The following is a 17967-nucleotide window of genomic DNA, read 5'->3' as shown; positions in this document are numbered from 1 at the left end:
CGTGTTATGGAACCTATTAATGCGGGGATTGTGTATATTTCCGATACAGGATCCTGTCGGTTCTACCCAGAGGGGGATGGAATCATGTAAAATAAAAGTATCAGATCCATTCCTGCCAAAATACAGCGGGGATGATGCAAGCGAGGTAACCCCTGTGAAAGATGTCAGCTCTTATTATCCGACGGAAGGCCGCGTGATCCTTCACGTCGATATGAATGCTTTTTATTGCTCGGTGCATGCGGCTGAAGACCCGGACCAATACCAGGGCAGGCCGACGGCAGTTGCGGGGAGCAGCGAGCTGCGCCGAGGTGTCATTGTAACCTGTTCTTATGAGGCCAGAAGGCTGGGAATCAAGACCGGCATGGTGGTTCAACAAGCAAGACGAATCTGTCCTGATCTGATTGTGATTCAGCCGGATTTCCATTTATACCGCCGTTATTCCAAAGCTTTTATGAGTATTGCCTATTCCTACACCCCTCTTCTTGAGGCCACCTCCATCGATGAGTGCTACCTGGATATTACCGGCTCCAAGCAGTTCGGAACCCCGATGGAGATCGCGGAACAGATCCAGCAGCGGGTGCTGCGGGAGCTGGGGCTTCCGTGTTCCATAGGAATTGCTCCCAACAAGCTGTTGGCCAAGATGGCCTCCGATATGAAGAAACCGAACGGGATTTCCATTCTGCGTATCCGGGATATGCCGACAGTGCTGTGGCACAGACCGTGTAATCAGCTGTTCGGGGTTGGCAGCAAAACGGCTGAGAAGCTGCGCAAACTGAATATCGAAACCATTGGTCAGCTGGCCGCGGCAGATGAGAGGCTCCTGATAGACAGCTTCGGTGTGGTCGGAGCATGGCTGAAGCAGGCGGCGAACGGTCTGGACGCCTCTCCAGTGCAGTCGGAGCGCGAAGCGAACAAGTCAATTGGCCATACGACGACCCTCCCGCAGGACATTACGAGCAGGGAGGATGTACACCGGGTGCTGCTGAATGTCAGTGACCAGGTATCCCGTCGTCTTCGCAGGCAGCACATGCTCGCATCAACCGTGCAGATTACGATCCGCACACCGGAAATGAAGACGTTTAACAGGTCCGTCACGCTGAACACCCCCACGGAAGAGATGCTGGTGATCTACCAGGAAGCGTGCTCGCTGTATGAACGCCATTGGAGCTGGGACAAGCCGGTTCGTCTGCTTGGCATAACACTCCAATCTCTTACGCCCAAGGAGGAGGCCGCCGTCCAGCTCGACCTGTTTGAATATGAGCAGGCGCCCCGGAAAGAGAATCTGACACGGACGATGGATCTTCTGCGGGATAAGTTTGGCGAGAATGCGGTGGTTACGGCGGGGATGCTGGGGGATGATCCTTCCGTCCTGCTGCGAAACGATCGTCTGCGGGGCACTTCCCTGCAAAAGGATAACCTGCAGCGGCCGGAGTAAGGGACCGTACAGCAGGCGAAAATAATTTGAAATTAGAGATAGGTTGTATTAATATGTTTTTATACGTGAAATTCTGATATATGTTTTATATATAAGAAGAAGTTCTTTTTTTATTGCATAGGAGGAAGAAGAGACCATGGCTAAATATACTTGGGTAGAGAAAGATACTTGCATTGCATGTGGTGCATGCGGCGCTACGGCTCCCGACATTTATGATTATGATGATGAAGGTCTTGCAGAAGTCATCTTTAACGGCGATGCTAACAAAGGCAACACCGAGATTCCGGAAGATATGTACGAAGATATGCAGGATGCTTGTGACGGCTGCCCTACCGATTCCATCAAAGTTGCGGATGAGCCTTTCAACAACTGATTCATGCAGTGAAGAAGCACTTCTGACCGCTTTGGTGGTTGGAGGTGCTTCTTTAATACATACAGCGAACTGCCGATATAAGATAAGATAGGTAAAAGATATACATATGGAGGTTTCGATGCGAAATTCGACTCACCTCAAAGCTTATGTCCGGCAGCACCCTGATAACAAAATGGGCTGGTATCTGCTGGGCAAGGAGTATCAGAAAAACGGCCAGGAAGGTAAAGCGAATTACTGCTTTAACCAGGCGGGTGAAGTGTTTGAAGCTTTTGAGAGCAAGCGTATGCCGGCAGATGTCTGGATGGAATATGAAGCCAAGCTGATGCAGATGGCCAAACAAAAGGATCAGCGTGCCAAGCGCAAACGAATGGCTCTGCTGGCGCTTGCTGTTCTGCTGCTGGCTGGTCTGCCTTCCGCTTATGCTCCATCCGATTGGGATAAGCTGAGCGAAGAGGCGGCAGCGTCTTCGTCGGATTCCGGCGGCAAAGTCAACCGCAAAGATGAAGGCAAACCGGCTGCAGGTGCCCCGGCGTTCTTGTTCACTGCCATGCCGTCCGGAGGCGCAAGCACATCTGCTTCGTTGGCCCAATTGATGCTGCATCAGCCGCATACCGATGGGCAGGTGGCTGTGATTGGCCTTACACCCCGTAAGCCTTGGCTGCTGTGGAGCAAGGAGGCTCATCCTGCCTTTACCCTGCATAAGGATGAAGCCGGCAAAGTCAATGCGCAGCTGTTAAATGCTGCAGACTGCCATTGCCAGCCGCCAGAGAATGGCAGGTTAACGGCTCTGACCGCCCGTTGGGCAGCAGAGCAGGAAAGCATTGCTTCACTGAGCAGCGCCATGGAGGTTTTCCGCAAGAAGAAAGGCAGGCTGCCAGGCAGCCTGACCGAACTTCTTCAGCCCTTTCCTAATAATATAATGTATGGTATTCCTCCCGCTGGAGAAGATCTCTTCCAACGAATCATGTCTTATCATGCTGCTGCATCCGCTGCAGGCAGTATGGAAGAACGGGACAACGATGCTCCGAAGCAGGCGGCTGCCCTGTTCCCGACGACTCTGGACGGCAGGCCCCCGCTGATTCAACCAATGCGGATCATCGTAGATAAAAGTAATCATCGGCTGGCGCTGGTCAGTGGCAGCCTGATCATGCGGAATTATGAAGTCGGCCTGGGAGGAGAACGTACGCCGGAAGGGAAATACGTCATTACGGACAAGGTGGTTAATCCCAACGGGAAATCGAACGGGGAGTTCGGCAGCCGCGGTATGCAGCTATCTGACAGCAATTATGCCATACATGGAACAGATGAGCCTGACAGCATCGGACAGGACAGCTCGAAGGGCTGTGTACGAATGGCGAGGGAGGACTTAGAGGAGCTGTTTGCGCTTGTCCCTTCAGGCACCCCCGTGCTTATACAGGCCGGAGGATTGCCTGATGAGATCGTCGTACCCGACAAAAGATTCGTCAGTAAGCCGCTGTCAGATCAGACCAATCCCCGTAAAACCTATCACTGGCTCGGCTGATCAGCCGTTCGTCAGTATAATCAGGGCGATGACAATCAGGATCAGGAGCACAACGGTAACCCCAGTCCAGATGATCGCTTTGCGGTTAACTTCTTCTTTTTTCTGCTGCAGTGTAGGCGGTTTGCGTTTGGTTGACATTCATAAACCCTTCTTTCTGATCAGGAATGGCTTGGCAATGTAATTCTTCATCCATATTGTAATCGCTTCAGCCCAGAAATACCATGTCCCTTTTGTGGATAGCGTCCCTTTTGATTGTGACCTATTTAACTTTATTTTTGAAGCGGAAAAGGCTAAACTATAGGATAGTAAAATTTTCGCTGGATATGGAAAAAAGAGATCTGGAACGGAGTGGATGAGAGTTGCTGTATCGTACGGTTGCCAAACCTATTTTTTTCAAAATGGATCCCGAGAAGGCACACCATGTCGTCATTGACGGCTTGAAACAGGCGGGCTCGGTACCGGGCGGAACGATGGCGCTGCGCGGCATGTATGGGGTGGCTGAAACCCCGGATCTGGCTGTCGATCTGTTTGGTCTTCATTTCAAATCACCTATCGGACTGGCTGCAGGGCTCGACAAAAATGCAGAAGCGGTGCCGGGCTTTTCAGCCATCGGCTTCGGTTTTATGGAAGTAGGTACGGTCACTCCGCTGCCGCAGCCCGGGAATGAGCAGCCGCGGCTGTTCAGACTGCCTTCGGATGAAGCGCTGATTAACCGTATGGGATTCAACAATCTTGGGGCCAAAGATATGGCTGCTCGGCTCTCGTTGCAGCGTCGGCGGGAGATCCCGGTTGCGATCAACATTGGTAAAAATAAGGTTACTCCGAATGAAGAAGCTTATACCGATTATGAAAAATGCATCCGTATGCTGTATCCGCATGCAGACTTTTTTGTAGTCAATATCAGCTCTCCCAATACACCGGATCTTCGTAATCTCCAGCATGGCAGTGAATTAAAATCGCTGCTGAATGCGGTGATGGCTGAAATGAGGGCGCAGGGGGCTAAACAGGGTAATAGTAAGAAACATGTATTGGTAAAAATAGCTCCGGATGTCAGCGACGCTGAACTGGAGTTTATGGTGGATGTTATTGCAGCAAGCGGCATATCCGGTATTATCGCTACCAATACGACCATTTCACGTGAGAATCTGAGTCATGCCCGCGCCGGTGAAACCGGCGGACTCAGCGGCAGACCGCTCCGTGGGCGTTCTACCGAAGTGATCCGGAGCATCTACAGACAGACCGGCGGCAAGCTGCCGATTATCGGCTCCGGAGGCGTATTCAGTGCTCGTGATGCATATGAGAAAATAACGGCAGGTGCGAGCCTGGTCGAAATTTATACGGCATTAATCTATGAAGGACCTGAAGTGAACCGGAAGCTGCACCGCGGGCTCAGACAGCTGCTGCGCCAGGATGGCTTCAACCATATATCACAGGCGGTGGGCAAAGACCACAAGTAACCGTGCGGAGACAGACAGGAGGCATGAAGATGGACGGAAGAGACTGGGGAACATTTTTGCTTCCATACGAACAGGCGGTAGAAGAACTGAAGGTCAAATTTAAGACCATGAGAGCTGAACTGAAGAAGCGCGAGGAATACGCGCCGATCGAATTTGTAACCGGACGTGTGAAGAAAATATCCAGCATTCTGGATAAAGCTAAACGTCTTCAAGTGCCGATGGACCAGCTGGAGACGGGAATTGAGGATATTGCAGGCATTCGTATTATGTGCCAATTCGTGGACGATATTCGGCGTGTGGCCGAGTACATCCGCAGACGCCATGACCTGAAGGTGCTGGTGGAGAAGGATTACATTACAAATTACAAGGAAAGCGGCTACCGTAGTTTTCATATGATCGTGGAGTATCCAGTGCAGACCGCGCTGGGTCAGAAAATGGTGCTGGCCGAGATACAAATCCGTACACTTGCGATGAACTTCTGGGCAACCATCGAGCATTCGCTAAGTTATAAATATAAAGAGGGTCTCCCGGATGAGATGAGGGAGCGCCTCAAGAAAACAGCTGAAGCGGCTTTCGTACTGGATAATGAAATGTCAGCTATTCGAGTTGAAATTCTGCGGGCACAAAAGACCTTCGAAGACGAGTCTAATATCGTGTCCAAGGTGTTGGCGGCGACACATCAGCTGTATTTCTACCATTTGGTCTCGGAAGCCATTGAAGCCCAGCAGAGATTCAATGAACTATGGGAGCAGCATGACATGGAAGGGTTAAAGCATCTGCTGGACGACGTCAAGGAGCTGCTCAGCCAGGCGAAGAAGTCTGGGGATGTCGATGAGAGCTGATTACCATCAGCTCTATCTCGCCTATCTGGTCTACTTCAACCGGGACAGGGATTACTTTGAATGTCATGAAGTGCTGGAGGAACTGTGGATTGAGAAAGAGCATGCGCCGATCTATAAGGGGCTGTTGCAAATTGCAGTAGGGCTCTACCATTTCCGCAACGGCAATGTGCGCGGAGCCAAAATGATGCTGGAGAGTGCTGTGGAGCTCCTGAAGCCGTATCCAGAGCAGGCTATGGGCATACATCTGGGGAAGCTCGTCCGGGAAACGGAAGCCTATCGTGATCAGCTTCGGACCTATCCAGAGAACCCCATTGCCTATTATGATCTGGATATCGAGATTGTGGATGAGAAGCTGCTGGCTGCTGTTGAAGAGGCCGGCAGGCAGATCAAGCCGAACATTCCTCAGCGGCGAAGCCCGACGCGCGGCAAAATCTATGAGCAGCGAATGGCCTCATTAAAGTCACAGCAGGAAGTGTCTGAATAAAGAAGAACAGCAAAACCCGCATGCTGATCAGCATGCGGGTTTTGCTGGCTTAATTTGAGATCAGATGGGATGGACCTCGGATGAAGACTTTTTGCCTTCGCCTTTAAATTTGGCGTCGATCGCTTTCTGGATTTCCTGGACGCTCTTGCCTTCGGCATGCAGCTGGTTAACTTCGTTCAGCTCTTCCAGGCAGATCCCGCACTGTGCACCGTGATCGGTCCATTTGATTTCACCGTTGGTATTCTCAGCGACGAAGCAGCGGTAGAGCGAGTCATGAGCGTGATCTTCATAATCCATGCATCCACAGTAGCAGTTGATGTATTTCAGAACCTCTTTCAGACTGTCTACCGTTTTATAGGAGGCTTGGGTCCGGTCCGTATAATGGGCCAGGAATGCTGGCATCTGTGCTGCTGAAGCTGTTGTCTCGTACTGCTCGCTGTCTTTGCCGTGCATACCGTAGTGATCCTGGGATAAAGCCGCTGTTTTGCTGACATCGCCGCCGCCTTGGCTGCAGGCGGCTAAGGCAAGACTTGCTGCCAGTACGCCAGTGATCATGAAGCCGTAGGTTCTGCGCTTCATGACAGGTCGTTTCCTTTGTGTTTATTAAACAGCTGCTCAAATTCAGCCAGAGTATGTCCATTGTCGGTACCGGTCTCTTTCAGGCCTCCGACGATCCGCTCTTTCTCTACGCCTTTCTCGAAGTATACGAGAGTGGGGGTGAATTCAATATTGTAATCACGCCAGCCATCCTCGAATTCTTTGAGATTAAATTGGTGAAGCTCGACGTTCTGCTTTTGTGCCTGCGGCATCAGCTGCGGGGTCGTAGCCCGGCAATGAGGGCAGTCTGACGCAAAGAAATAGACGTAAAAGTTCTCCTTGTTCGCAATCTTCTGCTTCAGCTCGTCCGGCAGTATAATGTTCTGATAGTTCGGATCATCCAGAATTTCTTGTGTTGAAGGTGCTAAAGAGGCAACCTTGACACCGCCATACAATTGGCTGACCGCATTAGGGTCGACATTGGCTGCGGTGTTCGTAGTGTCTGACGATCTCGTGTTCAGATACGCTAAAGTGCCCATCAGAATAACCAGCACAACAAAAAAACTGATCATCGGGATCATCATGCTGCGGCCGCGCTTGGCGCTGCGGCGCTGCTTGGCATAGGATTTGTTGGTACTCACAATATCTCCCCTGTCTTTAACTAAAATAAATTCCCTCCCAGATGAGTTCCATTATACATCATTACAGCCTGTAGTGAAACAGGACGCAAGACTTGGACCAATATGCTAAAATAGGTTTCAATGGATTACGAAATAGAACAGGATGATGGCACACATGGCAGTACGATTGCCCGCAGCGTTCGTGGAACGCATGCAACACTTACTTGGTGACGAGTTTGACTCTTTTATGAAATCCTATGATTCTGCGCCTCATGCCGGGATCCGGGTGAATACGCTGAAGGCTTCGGTGAAGGAATTCCAGCGTCTGACCCCTTTTGAGCTTACGGCCATCCCATGGTGTCCGAGCGGTTTTTACGTCCCTTACGGTACGAAACCGGGACTTCACCCTTATTACCATGCTGGTATTTATTACATCCAGGAGCCGAGTGCGATGGCACCAGCCGAACTGCTCGGCGTTAAGCCTGGAGACCGGGTGCTGGATCTGTGCGCAGCACCTGGCGGCAAGTCTACACAGATTGCAGCCAAGCTGGAAGGTCAAGGGGTGCTGGTAACGAATGACATCAGTGCAGACCGTACCAAGGCGCTGGCCAAAAACATCGAGCTATATGGTGTCCGGAATGCTGTTGTGCTCAACGAGACACCACAGAAGATTGCAGATGCTTTCCCGAATTATTTTGATAAAATCCTCATTGATGCTCCATGCTCGGGTGAAGGGATGTTCCGCAAAGACGAAGATATGATCAAGCAGTGGGAGACCCATTCGGTAGAGCGCTGTGTGCTGATGCAAAGGGATATTCTGCAGACAGCCGCTTCGCTGCTGGCTCCCGGCGGCACGATCGTATATTCCACGTGTACATTTGCACCGGAAGAGAACGAGTCCATGATCGGTGAATTTCTCCAGGCACATCCTGATTTCCGAGTGATTCCTGTTGGACCCGAGCTTGGCTTTCGTCCTGGACGACCGGATTGGCTTCAAGGAATGGCTGGAACAGACGACCTCTCAGACCAGGTGAAGGAGCAGCTGACTGGCACCGGAAGATTATGGCCGCATGTCATTGAGGGCGAGGGCCATTATGCAGCCGTTCTGCAGCAGGTCATAGACCCGGATACTGCGGCTGATGTCAACGCCAGCCTTTTAACCTCCGAGAGTGCATTCGAAGAAAGTGTATCAATTATGGATTCCTCATTGGCAGTCCAGACGGAACCAGGAAACAGGGAGCGGAAGTCATCCCGGCGCAGTGAGCGACTGAAACGGGAACCGGGCGGACGTACTGCTGACCATGGACATCGTCACAAAAGTAAAGAGGGGGGACGCAGGGGACAGCCTCCTGCCGCAGATCCACTGGAGGTGTACCGCCAGTTTGTCTCGGTAGAGCTGCGGCTGACCCTGCCTGGGGAGACGGTGATGTACGGGGATCGTATTTATCAATGTCCTGTAGACCCACGCCGGCTCGACGGCCTTAAGGTAGTCAGACCAGGCTGGTTCACCGGTAATATCAAAAATGGACGGTTTGTGCCTTCCCATCCCCTGGCAGCTGCTCTTCACCCAGAGGAAGCGGTGCGTACGGTGAATCTCCTTTCCGGGAATGGAGAGGCCGTGCGTTACTTGAAAGGGGAGACCCTGGCTGTTACGGCTGATTCAGTTCAATGCAAGGGTAACGTTTCGCCGAAGGGTTATGTTCTCGTCTGTATTGACGGCTATGCCGCTGGCTGGGGCAAATGGCTTGACGGCATGTTGAGAAATGAATATCCCGCAGGATGGAGATGGACTTCAGTATGAGTAAAGGCAGGCAAACTCTGCGCCTCGACAAAATGTTGGTGCATATGGGCTGCGGTTCACGCAGCGATATCAAGCGCATGGCGAAGCAGGGTATCATTACGGTTAATGATAAAAGAGTCAAGGACAGCGGGATGCAGGTTCATCCATTAGACGACAGAGTTGAAGTGGATGGCGAACGCATCGTCTACCGTGAGTTTATCTATCTGCTCCTGCACAAGCCGCCGGGCGTGGTTTCTGCCACCGAGGACTTGCGTGACCGCACGGTGCTTGACCTGCTGAGCCCGGAGGACCGGCACTTCGAACCGTTTCCCGTGGGCAGACTGGACAAGGATACCGAGGGGCTGCTGCTGCTGACGAATGACGGGCAGCTGGCTCATGAGCTGCTGTCTCCGAAGAAGCATGTTCCCAAAACCTATGAAGCGAGAGTGGCCGGAGATGTGAATGAAGAGGATATCCGGCATTTTGCAGAAGGCGTTACACTGGATGACGGCTACGCTACACTTCCTGCGCAGTTGACGATTCTGTCCAAGACGGATACGGACGGAGGACCGGTCTCTTTTATTTCGCTGATTATCCATGAAGGCAAGTTTCATCAGGTTAAGCGGATGTTCGAGGCGGTAGGCAAAAAAGTAGAGTATCTGAAACGGGTAGCGATGGGTCCGCTTGTGCTTGAAGAGGAGCTGGAGATAGGGACATACCGCGAGCTTACCGCAGAGGAACTGGCTGTGATCGGACGTTAGACGGCTGAAATCAACGAACAATAGACAGATATACAAAGGATGGATAGGATATGACATACCGACTGATTGCCCTGGATGTGGATGGAACACTGCTGAATGATGAACATCAGCTGTCTGAGCAGAACCGGAATACGATTCTGGAAGCCGCCAAGCAGGGGGCTGAGATTGTACTGTGTACCGGCCGCGGGCCGGGCAACTCCATTCCTTTCATGGAGGAGCTTGGGTTAAAAGGGTACGTGATCTCACATAATGGAGCGGCTACCGTCGACGTGGTCACCCGTGAGATTGTGCACCAGTTTCCTCTAGATCCGCTGGCTCTGGATCCTTATACGGAATACTGCCGTGAACACGGCATTCATTTTGATGTGAATACAGCCTTTGGCTTGTACGTTGACCAGCCGCAAGGCCTGAAACTGGAAGTGCGCAGCATGTATGAAGCTTTCCTGATGGAGCCGCTTCAGCTCCCGGGATGGCTGGATTTTGAAGAACCTGTGGTGAAATTCACCGCCTTCGGCAGCATGGACGAGCTGGACCGTGTCTACGCAGATTGGAGTCTATGGACCCAGAGCGTGAATATGCTGCGCAGCGGTGATTTTTTCATCGATCTGATGCATAAGGAAGCGTCCAAAGGAGCTGCCTTGAAGCAGCTGGCAGAACGCCGGGGATTCAAGCAGGAGGAAGTGCTGGCCATCGGTAACTACTATAATGATCTATCCATGATCACCTTCGCCGGCAAAGGCATTGCCATGAGCAACTCCCCGGAAGAAGTAAAGGCTGCGGCCGATGAAGTAACCGGATCAAATAACGAGGATGGTGTGCATCAGGCTATTCTCAAGCATGTGCTGCAGGGCTAAAAGCAGCATTGCTTCGAACAAACCAGAAGTCCCGGTCTTGTGACCAGGGCTTCTTTTCATTTGGCGGAATCATTCATAGACAGCAGGGCGGCAGGGCAGGCTAATACTGGAACCTTAACAAAGGAGGGACAGGAGATGTCTTTTGATATCAAAAGCAGGCCGGATCTGCGCACCTCGACTGGTGAAGTGCATGACCTATTGGTAGATGGATATTATGCAGGCTCCATGTTTCTTGTTTTCCGGGACGGCGATCGGCTCAGCGGCAGCGTCCAGCTGGATGAACAAAGTTTGCCTGATGATGCCAAGGAGCATGTCGTTGCCTGGGTCAAAGAATATGTATTTGAGCTTGCCGAGGCTTTGGACGTCCGCTACTATGAGGTATTCCTATCTCACGGCGAGGTGGACTCCATCCTGGAGAAAGGGGAAGAGCCGCGTTCAGCCGAGCTTCCCGACAACGATTCCTCACATTTGTTCCGCTACGAGGACGAAGAAGCCTCTTTAGAGCTAGAATTAATCAGTGCCGGACGCAGCGTGTCCCACTACGAGCTGAATGATGCCGAAGGCAGGACGGCAGCTGCTGCTGTACTCAAACAATACGGGGCTGATATCAGCGGAGAGCTGCGCTGGCAGCGGTATCCGGATGAAGACGAAATGGATGCTGCGGTGGAGCTGCTCGTTCTGGAACTGGATGAGGATGAGATCGATACCTTTACGTTGGACATGCTGTATCAGAATAAGACGATTGAGCGTGTCGAGCTGGTTCACCGGGAACTTGCAGATCATCACGAGGTTACGGCAGATGACGATATGGATCTGGAGGATGACGGATGGTCTCATAGACAAAACGTCCTCTCCCACATGCAAGATGAGGAAGAGGACGCTGAAGAGGGCTGTTATGTCAGTCTGATTCGGGATGATGGAGACATGCTCACATATGATGCTTATATTCCCGAACGCGGCGGCCTGCCCGTCGGTACGGCAACCGTGGATATTAGTGGAGATAATCAGATTTCAGGATATTTCGAATTTCAGATCCCTGGTACGGGTGAGCAGCGCCTGGAACTGGCACACGCCTTGATGAGGGAGCTGGATACCCTGACTTCGTATCAATCGGTTCATCTTACGATCATTTACCACAATCATGTCATTGATGAGCTTCTGCTCAGCCGGGATTAGTTCAGTCTAATGCAGTTGGCGCAGCCCTTTGGGATAATGGTTTTTTAGCTGTCCCTGGGTGGCTTTGGCCCAGCCCAGCGGAAGGCCGTCGACAGTAATCAGGACCCAGCCCTTCATTGAAGGGTCAACGGTCAGCGTTTCTCCGCGCAAATAAGCTTGTACCTCAGCACCGTCTGCAGAGGTATCATAATGAATTGCAACCAGATCGGTTCGGACAGCCATGGCTAAAGCATGAGCTGGTTCGAACCGGTTTTTTTTCCAATCACCGAGATGCAGTCCGGCCCGTGGAAGCTTGAGCCCAAGCAGAGCGGTATCCGGAATGGTCAGGCTTGCGCTGGCTGGCAGGTAGTATAAGGACTCGCCGAACAGGACAGGTCTGCCGGGACCCACAGCAAAGTCTGGCATGAATTCAGCGGCCCAGGCCTGGAATCCTCTCCAGGCCGTGTCGGTTTCTTTCTTCAGGTTATTCCGATTGGAAGCTTTTTTATCCTTACGCGGTTTGGAATGCAGCTGTGCTTCCGGATTTTTAGATAACACGGCCACGAAATGTCCCTCGCCCTGTTCCTGGTGCGGCCAGATCCGCTCAGTGCGAAGCAGCTGCATCGCAGGGTAAGCCTCCACGAACCTGGCCATCATTTCTTCATTCTCACGAAGATTAAAAGTACAGGTCGAATAGGCCATCGTACCGCCCGGTTTCAGCATAATATAGGCATCCTGCAGGATATCCCATTGTCTCGCCGCGCACAGCTCTACCAGATCCTCCGACCATTCAGCTGCGGCATTCTCGTCCTTGCGGAACATCCCTTCACCCGAACAAGGGGCATCCAGCATGATGCGATCAAAGGTATCCGGAAAGCGGCGGGATAATCCTGCCGGATCACTTGATGTAACAACAGCATTGGTTATTCCCATCCGCTCGATATTCTCGGCCAGAATTTTGACCCGGCCGGGGTGGATCTCATTCGAGATCAGCAGCCCTTCTCCAGCAAGCTTAGCTGCAATATGTGTCGACTTGCCGCCCGGCGCGGCTGCAAGATCCAGCACCGTTTCGCCGGGCCGGGGATCAAGCAGCTCCACCGCCGACATCGCTGACGGTTCCTGAATATAGTAGAGCCCGGCTGCATGAAAAGGATGCTTACCAGGCTGTGTGCTGCGCCCATAATAGTACCCCGTGCTGCACCAGGGGACAGGCGTAAGCTGAAAGAGCGCAGAGGTCTTTTCCATCAGCTGAGGGGTCAGCTTGGATGGATTCAGGCGCAGTCCCTGCACCCGTGGTGCCTGATAGCTGTCCAGAAACAGCTGGACTTGATCGCCCAGCATGGATTCCATTTGTTTAATATAATCAGCCGGAAGTTGAATGGTAGACATAGGGTACTCCTTTTGCATGAGATAACGATTTCATAGACAATCACTTGATACATAACGATGCATATAATGGTATGATGAATAGAATCTGCCTTTACGAAAATTAGCGTACTGTTTAGAATAAATGAAGCAGAATTGATGCGATTAAGCAAAATCCATTTATAAAATATATCATGAATTCCTTGCATGAGTCATGCCTGGAGGGGGGAACATCATATGAAATTGCTGCAGGCTTTGTTTTTTCCGCCGGAACAGCCCGGAGGCGTGTCTTCCATGATCCCGTACATGCAGGAGAGATTCACTTCCCCGCGATGGGAAATGGAGCTGTTCTCGCTTCCGAAGCGGATCCGCAATAAGGGGCAGGAGGATGTCCGGTTCGATACCTTTGACGTTACGCCTTACCTGGACAGCCCCATCGTTCAGAAGTACATGCAGACCTACCGGGATTACATCTGGTGGACCCGTTTGCGTATGAAAAAGCCCGGCGATCTGATCCATGCACACCACCCAATCGCGGGCCTTGCTATGAAGCACATATTCCCGGAAATACCGTTAATCCAGACCGTTCACTCCTCGTATGAGAAGGAACTGCTCCTGAATGGCAAGATTGAAGAGAATGGGCTGGAGCACCGTTTTCTGACCTCCTTGTACCGTGAACTGGAATCCAAGGTAGATTCCCTGTTAACTGTATCGCAGTCGTTCCGCAGCTACCTGGCCCCTTATGTGAATGAGCCTCAATCCATCAGCATTATCCCTAATGGATTCGATGAAAGGCGCTTCAAGCCGATTCCTCATGAGAATGAGGTCCCCCAGCTGATCACGGTCTGTCGTCTTGTTCCAGCCAAAGGTCTGGATGTGCTGCTGAAGGCATGTGCAGAATTGAAGCAAAAAGGATACGATTATGTGCTTCACATTATTGGGGACGGTCCTAGTCGTTTAGAGCTGGAGAGCTTGGCCAAGGAGCTGGGCATCTATCAGGAAACCATATTTTATGGTTACACGCTGCATCCAGAAGAGTTCATTCCGTTCTTCGATATCTTTGTACTCCCTTCCCGGGCAGAGGCATTTGGATCTGTCTTTGCAGAGGCGGCTCTCAGCGGTCTGGCTCTGGTCGGCACCACGGTGGGCGGGATTCCCGAGCAGATCGAAGATGGCGTTAATGGACTGCTGGTGCCCCCGGATCATGAGCATGAACTTGCCGAGGCACTGGAAAAAGTCATTGCGGACCCTTCTTTCCGTTATGAGCTGGCCCGATCCGCTTGTGACAGGGCGAAGGCCAACTATTCGCTAAGCCGGTCTGTTAATGAATTGAAGAGACTTTATCTGAAATTTTCAGTTTAAACGATTGTAAAATTATGAAATCTATCTATTTGTCATATCACCGGTTACAAAAATATGGCATAATATCCATTGGTGGCCGTTTCCCCTTTTTACGTACTGATCTATCGATGTGATCTGCCGATCGTCATCAGCCGGATCAGCCAGAGCAGGCTGAAGCAGCCGAAGAGGGGATAGAGTACAGAGAGAAGTGAGCTGAAGCCAAACTGGCTGATCGAGTAGCAGGTTCCCATGATAAGCAGAGTCAGTAGGCGCTGCGGGACGCGGAAATGCTGCTTCAGCTGCAGAGACATCCCGTAAATATCAGCAACGAACGTACTGAAGATTTCCAGGAAAATAACGGCGACATAAATCATTTGTACAAGGCGGCCCAATTGAAAAGCGAGATGGCCCATCGGAATCTCAAACTGCTGAATGCCGGGCATATGGGCGGACATGGCAAAATGTGCAGCCAGCAGCAGAAAGCCTACGCCTGCACCGCCAAGGATGCCGCCCCAGCGTATGACACCTTCACTGTAAGACTGGCTGCCGATCGGTACCAGCACGGCCTGTGCCATGCTGAGATTAAAGGCGGTATACAGCAGCGGAGAGAACCAGGCTCGCAGACTGGAATGATCCGTGGTTAAGGTTATGAAATTGCCTGCTGTCGGCATCATGAATGTGCTGGAGATAATAATAATGGACAGCAAAATCATACAGGGAACAACGATGCTGTTCAGCTGCAGGATAGAACGGATACCTCGTCCCAGCAGCAGGTAGGTGCCCAGCAGGGTAAGCAGAAGGCCTGTCTGATAATGAAGGTTCAGGTGTTCAACGAACACCGATCCCGCTCCGGCCAGCATGACACTGTTAACACCAATCATTATAATGAGCGTGAACCAGGTAATCCATTTTCCTGCGCTTGCTCCAAACAGCTTTTGATTCAGATCCTCGTAGGAGCGTGCTTTAATCCGATAGGCGGTCATCATCATTTTGGTGCCTAGCCATATGAATAACAAGGCAGAGAAGACAATGGTTAGTGTTGCCCAGCGACCGTACTGGGTGAAGAACTGCAGTATTTCCTGACCGGTGGCGAAACCTGCCCCCACGATAGTTCCGATATACGTGAAAGCAATCTGCAGGATATTAACGATTCGTTTCATGGAGATCCTCCTTGAGGATAGATTTCATATTGTTTAGTGAAAATCAGTTGATGTAGTCGCTGAATCCTAAGCCATAGTACAAGGTTATGCTGCCGGCCGGGTGGACATGACTTGCCGAAAGGCTAACAGATGAAGGTGGTGTAACATGGGGGAAGTCGTAGCGCTGCTGCTGCAGTATGGCTATGCGGCGATGTTCGGGCTGCTTGCGCTGGGGATGGTGGGCCTGCCCGTGCCGGACGAGCTGCTGATGCTCGCGTTCGGCGGACTGGCGGCTCAAGGAAAATATCACTTCTTGGGAGCACTTAGTGTGACCTTTTTGGGAAGTATGACGGGAATGATGCTGAGTTACGGAATCGGCCGGTTGGCGGGCAAACCTGCTCTTCATAAATACGGGAAATGGATCCGTCTGACGCCGGCCCGTATTCAGGCTTCCGAGAAGTGGTTTGGCAAGTATGGACCCTGGGGTTTGCTGTTCGGCTATTTCGTGCCAGGTTTACGTCATCTCTGCTCCTATTTGGCGGGAACAACCGCTCTGCCAATCAGCCGTTATGTGTCGTTCGCCTCGCTCGGTGCCGCGCTATGGTGTACCACCTTCTTGTGGATCGGACATGCCTGCGGAATGCACTGGGATCAGGTTGTCGTGCTGCTGGAACCCGTGACGAAACGTCTCGGAGTGATTACACTTCTGATTGTATTGGTAATTGCGGGGATCATCGCTTTAAGAAAAAAATGGTGGAAGGTACGTTGACATATTTGTGGCAGTTCAATCTGAGGTGTTGAATTTCAAGCCGCATATATGTTACTTTTACGTCATAGATATTGGCATGGAGGTCATGGGATGGAGCAGTTAAAACAGCGGATTATACAAGAAGGCGTTGTGGTGAACAATCAGGTCCTGAAGCTGGATGGGTTGATTAATCATCAGGTGGATCCGGAGCTGACCATGGAAATGGGACGCGAGTTTGCAGAACGTTACCGGGAGCGGGGAGTGACCCGGATCGTGACTGTTGAATCTTCGGGAATTGCGGTTGCTTTTGCAGCTGCCTATGAATTGAAGGTTCCGCTTGTATTTGCCCGCCGCAAGAAGACGCTGCTGGCTGATCCGGACGCATATTGTGAGCGGGTGCCCTCCTTCACGAAGGGGATTGTCACAGACATTATGATCTCCAGAGAGTTTATTAAGGAAGATGATCGTATTCTGTTTATTGATGATATTATTGCCAATGGCGATGCGGCCCGTGCTGTAATCAAGATTATTCAGCGTGCCGGAGCAGAGCTGGTTGGATTCGGTGTCATCGTGGAGAAGTGCTTCCAGAGCGGGGCGGATTCGATCCGCGAGCTGGGAGTAGAAGTAGAATCCCTTGTGAAGATCAGTTCCCTGGAGAATGGTACTGTTCAGTTTGCAGATTAACGCAAAGCTGACAGGAAATTAATCGTGTTTTTTTGCGGAATGCCTTTGCACCAACTTTTTTTTGGCTTATAATATAGAGAGTAGGGAGAGGAGGCAACAACCATGGGGAAAGAACCTGTAACAGAACAGTTTTTCGTTGACAAGTTGGCCGCATCCAAAGTCCATTTTGAACGTGCTCTGGATTGTAAACATACGGAGTTTGATGACCTTTATCCCTATATGATTGAACATCCTCAGTTCTTTTGGTACAAACGTTATGTAGCCTGGTCCGAACTGTTGACCATTGTAGGTTTGTGCGAAGACCTGTCCTTTAACTGGAAGGAACAATTCACACCTCAACAAGTGGAATATGTTGAACAACGAGTGATGTCGGCGAAGGTGCTCGATTTCTGGTTCGAGAAGAACGACAGCAAAGAGCACGCGCAGCGCTAAGAGATCAGGTCAGAAGCAATTATACCCGGCATTATTTATAGGAGTATCGAAGACCTAAATGTATTCATTTAGGTCTTTTTTTGCGTGTCTTTTCTGGTTGTTGGAGCTATACTGAGTAAGGAAAGGGGATGAACAAGCTTATGATCAGTGATGAACAGCTGGATGCCTACCGGTTATCCGGAGAGAAAATAAGAGTGGTTCGCGACGGTCTCCAGACCAATGACGTTACCGGGATTGTAGTAGCCTGGGATGATCAGAATGTGCTGATCCGCCGGCAGAATCGCAGGGTGGTCAAGCTTGACCGCAGCTATCACTTTCAGCCTTTTGGTGAACCGAGATGGAATCCGTTCGGAGAAGATCAGGTATTACCTGATGCGGACTGACATTATATAGGTTGAAACAGGGGGCATATTTCTCATCATATGGGACAAAGTAGTG

The 17967-nt window shown here is 51.2% G+C and carries 20 protein-coding genes; 15 read left to right on the top strand and 5 right to left on the bottom strand.

The annotated features are described in order from the left end of the window. The first annotated feature begins 154 nt into the window (after positions 1-154). The 3 genes from Q5741_RS06170 (at position 155) to Q5741_RS06160 (ending at position 3330) form a co-directional block, all read left to right on the top strand. Positions 155-1435 carry a DNA polymerase IV gene (locus Q5741_RS06170; protein WP_305023347.1) on the top strand — a complete coding sequence of 427 codons (1281 nt, stop codon included), beginning with the start codon at positions 155-157 and terminating at the stop codon, positions 1433-1435. A 136-nt stretch (positions 1436-1571) separates the two neighbouring features. Continuing rightward, on the top strand, positions 1572-1808 hold the full coding sequence (locus tag Q5741_RS06165; RefSeq protein ID WP_305023184.1) for a ferredoxin: 237 nt from the start codon (positions 1572-1574) through the stop codon (positions 1806-1808). A 118-nt stretch (positions 1809-1926) separates the two neighbouring features. Beyond that, entirely contained in the window at positions 1927-3330 is a 1404-nt protein-coding gene (locus Q5741_RS06160; protein WP_305023183.1) for a L,D-transpeptidase, read from the top strand. Here Q5741_RS06160 and Q5741_RS06155 read toward each other — a convergent pair whose 3' ends face one another. Beyond that, positions 3331-3468 (bottom strand): hypothetical protein, encoded by a 138-nt coding sequence (locus tag Q5741_RS06155; protein WP_305023182.1) that lies wholly within the window; start codon positions 3466-3468, stop codon positions 3331-3333. A gap of 221 nt (positions 3469-3689) precedes the next feature. Between Q5741_RS06155 and Q5741_RS06150 the strand changes: the two genes are divergently transcribed. The 3 genes from Q5741_RS06150 to Q5741_RS06140 are packed head-to-tail and all read left to right on the top strand — an operon-like array spanning position 3690 to position 6113. After that, a complete protein-coding gene (locus tag Q5741_RS06150) occupies positions 3690-4787 on the top strand; it encodes a quinone-dependent dihydroorotate dehydrogenase (RefSeq protein ID WP_305023181.1) in 1098 nt (365 codons plus the stop codon). Between the two features lie 29 nt (positions 4788-4816). Further along, on the top strand, positions 4817-5629 hold the full coding sequence (locus tag Q5741_RS06145) for a GTP pyrophosphokinase (protein WP_305023180.1): 813 nt from the start codon (positions 4817-4819) through the stop codon (positions 5627-5629). Continuing rightward, positions 5613-6113, top strand: a complete 501-nt coding sequence (locus Q5741_RS06140; protein WP_305023179.1) for a DUF309 domain-containing protein — start codon at positions 5613-5615, stop codon at positions 6111-6113. The genes Q5741_RS06145 and Q5741_RS06140 overlap by 17 nt, the downstream gene beginning before the upstream one ends. Positions 6114-6173: 60 nt before the next feature. On the opposite strand, the gene Q5741_RS06135 is transcribed toward Q5741_RS06140, so the two are convergent. Next, positions 6174-6692, bottom strand: a complete 519-nt coding sequence (locus tag Q5741_RS06135; RefSeq protein ID WP_305023178.1) for a PCYCGC motif-containing (lipo)protein — start codon at positions 6690-6692, stop codon at positions 6174-6176. Next, positions 6689-7234 carry a thioredoxin family protein gene (locus Q5741_RS06130; RefSeq protein WP_407074323.1) on the bottom strand — a complete coding sequence of 182 codons (546 nt, stop codon included), beginning with the start codon at positions 7232-7234 and terminating at the stop codon, positions 6689-6691. The genes Q5741_RS06135 and Q5741_RS06130 overlap by 4 nt, the downstream gene beginning before the upstream one ends. A 211-nt stretch (positions 7235-7445) precedes the next feature. Between Q5741_RS06130 and Q5741_RS06125 the strand changes: the two genes are divergently transcribed. The 4 genes from Q5741_RS06125 (at position 7446) to Q5741_RS06110 (ending at position 11841) form a co-directional block, all read left to right on the top strand. Further along, on the top strand, positions 7446-9071 hold the full coding sequence (locus Q5741_RS06125) for an RsmB/NOP family class I SAM-dependent RNA methyltransferase (protein ID WP_305023177.1): 1626 nt from the start codon (positions 7446-7448) through the stop codon (positions 9069-9071). Then, positions 9068-9811: a pseudouridine synthase gene (locus Q5741_RS06120; RefSeq protein WP_305023176.1), complete on the top strand. Its 744-nt coding sequence runs from the start codon at positions 9068-9070 to the stop codon at positions 9809-9811. The genes Q5741_RS06125 and Q5741_RS06120 overlap by 4 nt, the downstream gene beginning before the upstream one ends. Before the next feature lie 50 nt (positions 9812-9861). Beyond that, positions 9862-10665, top strand: coding sequence for a Cof-type HAD-IIB family hydrolase (locus tag Q5741_RS06115; RefSeq protein WP_305023175.1), 804 nt, complete (start codon positions 9862-9864; stop codon positions 10663-10665). Positions 10666-10800: 135 nt separating this feature from the next. Further along, positions 10801-11841 carry a hypothetical protein gene (locus Q5741_RS06110; RefSeq protein ID WP_305023174.1) on the top strand — a complete coding sequence of 347 codons (1041 nt, stop codon included), beginning with the start codon at positions 10801-10803 and terminating at the stop codon, positions 11839-11841. Positions 11842-11847: 6 nt separating this feature from the next. Here Q5741_RS06110 and Q5741_RS06105 read toward each other — a convergent pair whose 3' ends face one another. Then, positions 11848-13209, bottom strand: a complete 1362-nt coding sequence (locus Q5741_RS06105; protein ID WP_305023173.1) for an RsmB/NOP family class I SAM-dependent RNA methyltransferase — start codon at positions 13207-13209, stop codon at positions 11848-11850. A 213-nt stretch (positions 13210-13422) separates the two neighbouring features. On the opposite strand from Q5741_RS06105, the gene Q5741_RS06100 reads away from it, so the two are divergent. After that, entirely contained in the window at positions 13423-14547 is a 1125-nt protein-coding gene (locus Q5741_RS06100) for a glycosyltransferase family 4 protein (protein WP_305023172.1), read from the top strand. 101 nt (positions 14548-14648) lie between these two features. Here Q5741_RS06100 and Q5741_RS06095 read toward each other — a convergent pair whose 3' ends face one another. After that, positions 14649-15686 carry a YkvI family membrane protein gene (locus Q5741_RS06095; protein WP_305023171.1) on the bottom strand — a complete coding sequence of 346 codons (1038 nt, stop codon included), beginning with the start codon at positions 15684-15686 and terminating at the stop codon, positions 14649-14651. A gap of 145 nt (positions 15687-15831) precedes the next feature. On the opposite strand from Q5741_RS06095, the gene Q5741_RS06090 reads away from it, so the two are divergent. The 4 genes from Q5741_RS06090 (at position 15832) to Q5741_RS06075 (ending at position 17912) form a co-directional block, all read left to right on the top strand. Further along, positions 15832-16434, top strand: a complete 603-nt coding sequence (locus tag Q5741_RS06090) for a DedA family protein (RefSeq protein WP_305023170.1) — start codon at positions 15832-15834, stop codon at positions 16432-16434. 90 nt (positions 16435-16524) lie between these two features. Continuing rightward, positions 16525-17097, top strand: a complete 573-nt coding sequence (locus Q5741_RS06085) for a xanthine phosphoribosyltransferase (protein WP_305023169.1) — start codon at positions 16525-16527, stop codon at positions 17095-17097. Between the two features lie 102 nt (positions 17098-17199). Beyond that, positions 17200-17529, top strand: a complete 330-nt coding sequence (locus Q5741_RS06080; protein ID WP_305023168.1) for a hypothetical protein — start codon at positions 17200-17202, stop codon at positions 17527-17529. A 140-nt stretch (positions 17530-17669) separates the two neighbouring features. Continuing rightward, the gene (locus tag Q5741_RS06075; protein WP_305023345.1) at positions 17670-17912 is read left to right on the top strand and encodes a hypothetical protein; all 243 of its coding nucleotides are present in this window, start codon (positions 17670-17672) and stop codon (positions 17910-17912) included. The last annotated feature ends 55 nt before the right edge of the window (positions 17913-17967 follow it).

Source organism: Paenibacillus lacisoli, from assembly GCF_030580655.1.
Classification (GTDB): domain Bacteria; phylum Bacillota; class Bacilli; order Paenibacillales; family Paenibacillaceae; genus Paenibacillus; species Paenibacillus lacisoli.
Note: the sequence above shows the minus strand (reverse complement) of the source record. Positions and strands in the feature narration are given on the sequence as shown.